At 72.6% G+C, this 2,542-nt stretch carries 3 protein-coding genes and 1 pseudogene; 3 read left to right on the top strand and 1 reads right to left on the bottom strand.

The features are described 5' to 3' along the window. The 3 genes and pseudogenes from PO768_RS28485 to PO768_RS28475 form a co-directional block, all read left to right on the top strand. A pseudogene (locus PO768_RS28485) lies at window positions 1-427 on the top strand (MFS transporter); the annotation flags it as partial. Window positions 428-1,460: 1,033 nt separating this feature from the next. After that, complete coding sequence (locus PO768_RS28480) at window positions 1,461-1,658, top strand: hypothetical protein (RefSeq protein ID WP_137942408.1); 198 nt, start codon at window positions 1,461-1,463, stop codon at window positions 1,656-1,658. Then, on the top strand, window positions 1,655-2,140 hold the full coding sequence (locus tag PO768_RS28475; protein WP_272648747.1) for a hypothetical protein: 486 nt from the start codon (window positions 1,655-1,657) through the stop codon (window positions 2,138-2,140). Before PO768_RS28480 ends, PO768_RS28475 begins: the two co-directional genes overlap by 4 nt. Before the next feature lie 10 nt (window positions 2,141-2,150). On the opposite strand, the gene PO768_RS28470 is transcribed toward PO768_RS28475, so the two are convergent. Next, complete coding sequence (locus tag PO768_RS28470) at window positions 2,151-2,483, bottom strand: DUF3325 family protein (protein ID WP_272648746.1); 333 nt, start codon at window positions 2,481-2,483, stop codon at window positions 2,151-2,153. Window positions 2,484-2,542 lie beyond the last annotated feature (59 nt).

Below are 2,542 nucleotides of genomic sequence, written 5' to 3'. Positions count from 1 at the left end.
CGGGGCCCTGGTGGGGCCGGCCCAGGTGGCCGGCCGGCTGCTGGAGTTCGGCCTGCTGCGGCGGCTCCATCCGCTGCTGTCGGCGCGGCTGGCGGCGCTGATGCATCCGATCGGCGCGGTCCTGCTGGCCGGCTTCGGCGCGCCGCTGGCCGCCGTGTTCGCGCTGCTGCATGGCGGCGGCAATGGCGTGCTGACGATTGCCCGGGGGACCTTGCCGCTGGCGCTGTTCGGTCCGCAAGGCTACGGCCACCGGCAGGGGCTGCTGGCGGTGCCGGCGCGCTTTGCCCAGGCGCTGGCGCCCTGGTTGTTCGGTCTGCTGCTGGCGCGCTGGGGCGCGCAGGCCATGTGGTTCTCGGCCGGGCTGGGGCTGATGGCCTTTGCAGCGCTGGCCGCGCTGAGTGCAGACCCGCCGCAGGAGGAACCGTGACTTTTGCCGACCTTGCGCGATCTTGTGTCGCCGGCCTGCCTGGTAATTGCCCGGGCTTGCTTCCATAGTTTGAACAAGGCGCCTGCGCGTTGTCGGCGGCGTCCGACGCCGGCCGGCGCTGCCCGCCGACAGCGCCGGACCGCCTCCCTGCCTACGATGGAGGCGTCTTAGCGAAGGAGTGCGGACATGACGGGCTCAGCAGCTTCTGCCTCGGTTGGCGCTTGTCGCTGCCTGATGGCTTGTCTTTGCGCCGCAGCCCTGGTTTCGCCGGCGTTGGCGCAGGATCTGTCCGAGAGGGTCGCGCTCGATGGCTCGGTACTCAGACTCAGCGTGAACCAGGGCGAGCCCTTGGCGACCAGCGGCGCGGCGCCGGCGCTGGGTCCCGGCGCCGGCACCTCGACCAGCGCGCGCCAGACCATGGTGTGGATGCGTCCTCGCGCGGGAGCGCTGGGTCTGGGCCTGGGCGTGGAGCAGCGCGAGGGCCTGCTGAGCGCGAACGGCGGCGTGCGCCAGGCCGGTCTGTTGCTGGGCGTCTCGCTCGCCACCGGGCAGCGCTCCGAACTGGTCCTGCAGACCCCGCTGCTGAACGCCTCTCGAACCGTGCCCGAGCCGGGGCTGGTGTCGGCCGACGAAGCCCGCCAGCTGCGCATGGGTCTGGTGTTCGACAGCCGCAAGCCCTACGAGGATTTGCGCCGCGGCGTGCGCGTCGAGCTCAGCGGCCAGACCACCGTGTCCTTCAAGCCGCGCGGCGGCCGCATCGGCGTCACGNCCGCAAGCCCTACGAGGATTTGCGCCGCGGCGTGCGCGTCGAGCTCAGCGGCCAGACCACCGTGTCCTTCAAGCCGCGCGGCGGCCGCATCGGCGTCACGGTGCAAAGCCGCTGGTGACACGGCCGCCAACCGGGCGTGCAACGGTCGGCCTTGTCCTACAGCAGGAAGCGGCGCGCCGATATAGCCGGCCCGGCCGGGCTCGACCAAGATCGGTGCATGGGCCATCGCGGTGGTGGCTCAGGCATTCATCAAGGAGCAGCCCCATGATCAGCAAACGCATAGGCATCGTCTCGGCCCTGCTGGCCGGCATCGCGCTGTGGCGCCGCCAGGCCCGCCGCCAGCAGCAGCACGCTGCGGTGGCCGGCAGCCCCGCCAAGCCCCAGGAAGTCAATACCTGGGAAGGCGAGGGTGGCGCCTTGCGCGGCAGTGGCAGCCAGCTCGGCCCGGCTCCCTCGCAATGAGCCCCGAACGCCCGCGCCAGCGCGACGTGAACGCGCTGTTTGCCGAGTTGCGCGCCGCCAATGAAGAGTGCTTCGATGCGCTGCGGCAAACGCCGTCCGAGAGGGTCGCGCAGGCGCAGCGCCAACTGCTGCTGGCGCTGCAACTGAGCTGGCGGCTGGAGGAGCTGGTGCTGCTGCCGGCGCTGCGCCGCAGCGGCCTCAATACCGCCGAGATCGAGCAGGAGATGCTGGTGCTGCGCGAGGCGGCCGACATGCTGGCTAGCGATGCGCTCGATGCCTCGGCCGCCCATATCGTGCTCGGCGCGATCGAGGGCATCGCGATGCTGCGCGCCAAGCGCATCGGCGCCGCGCTGGCCTCGGCGACCCAGGCCGGGCCGCTCGACAATGCCCGGCTCGCCGACGAATTCCAGCAGATGCTGGAGCGCTGGCGAGGCGAGCTGCGCGGCGATCTGCAGAGCCCGCCGGGCTCGCGGCCGCACTGAGACCCGGGGCTCAGCCGGCGCCGGTCCGCCCGGGCCGCCGAAGCAGCAGCAGTGCCAGCCACTGCGGCCGCCAGCTCAGCGTGAAGGCGATCAGCAGGGCCGCGCCGGCCAGGGTCATCACCCAGACCAGCGAGGCCATCGAGACATGGTCGACGCTCAGGCACAGCCCCAGCGAGCCCAGCAGGCCGGCGGCGCCCAACAGGCGCAGGCCGGCCACGGTGGCGGGCGTGAGCGGCCTGGCGCCGCACACCTGCTGCCAATGCACCTCCATGGCCAGCGCCAGCCAGCCCAGGCCGGCCACGGTGGCGGCCAGCGCCGCCAGCAGCATCAGGGGCTCACGCATGGGCGGCCTCCGCCACAGGGCTGCTGCTGGCCAGGCGCGCGCGTCGGCCGAGCCGGCGC

This window comes from Paucibacter sp. XJ19-41, assembly GCF_028462495.1.
Taxonomy (GTDB): Bacteria; Pseudomonadota; Gammaproteobacteria; order Burkholderiales; family Burkholderiaceae_C; genus Roseateles_E.
The sequence above is the reverse complement of the archived record's forward strand: the minus strand, read 5'-3'. Positions and strand labels throughout refer to the sequence as shown.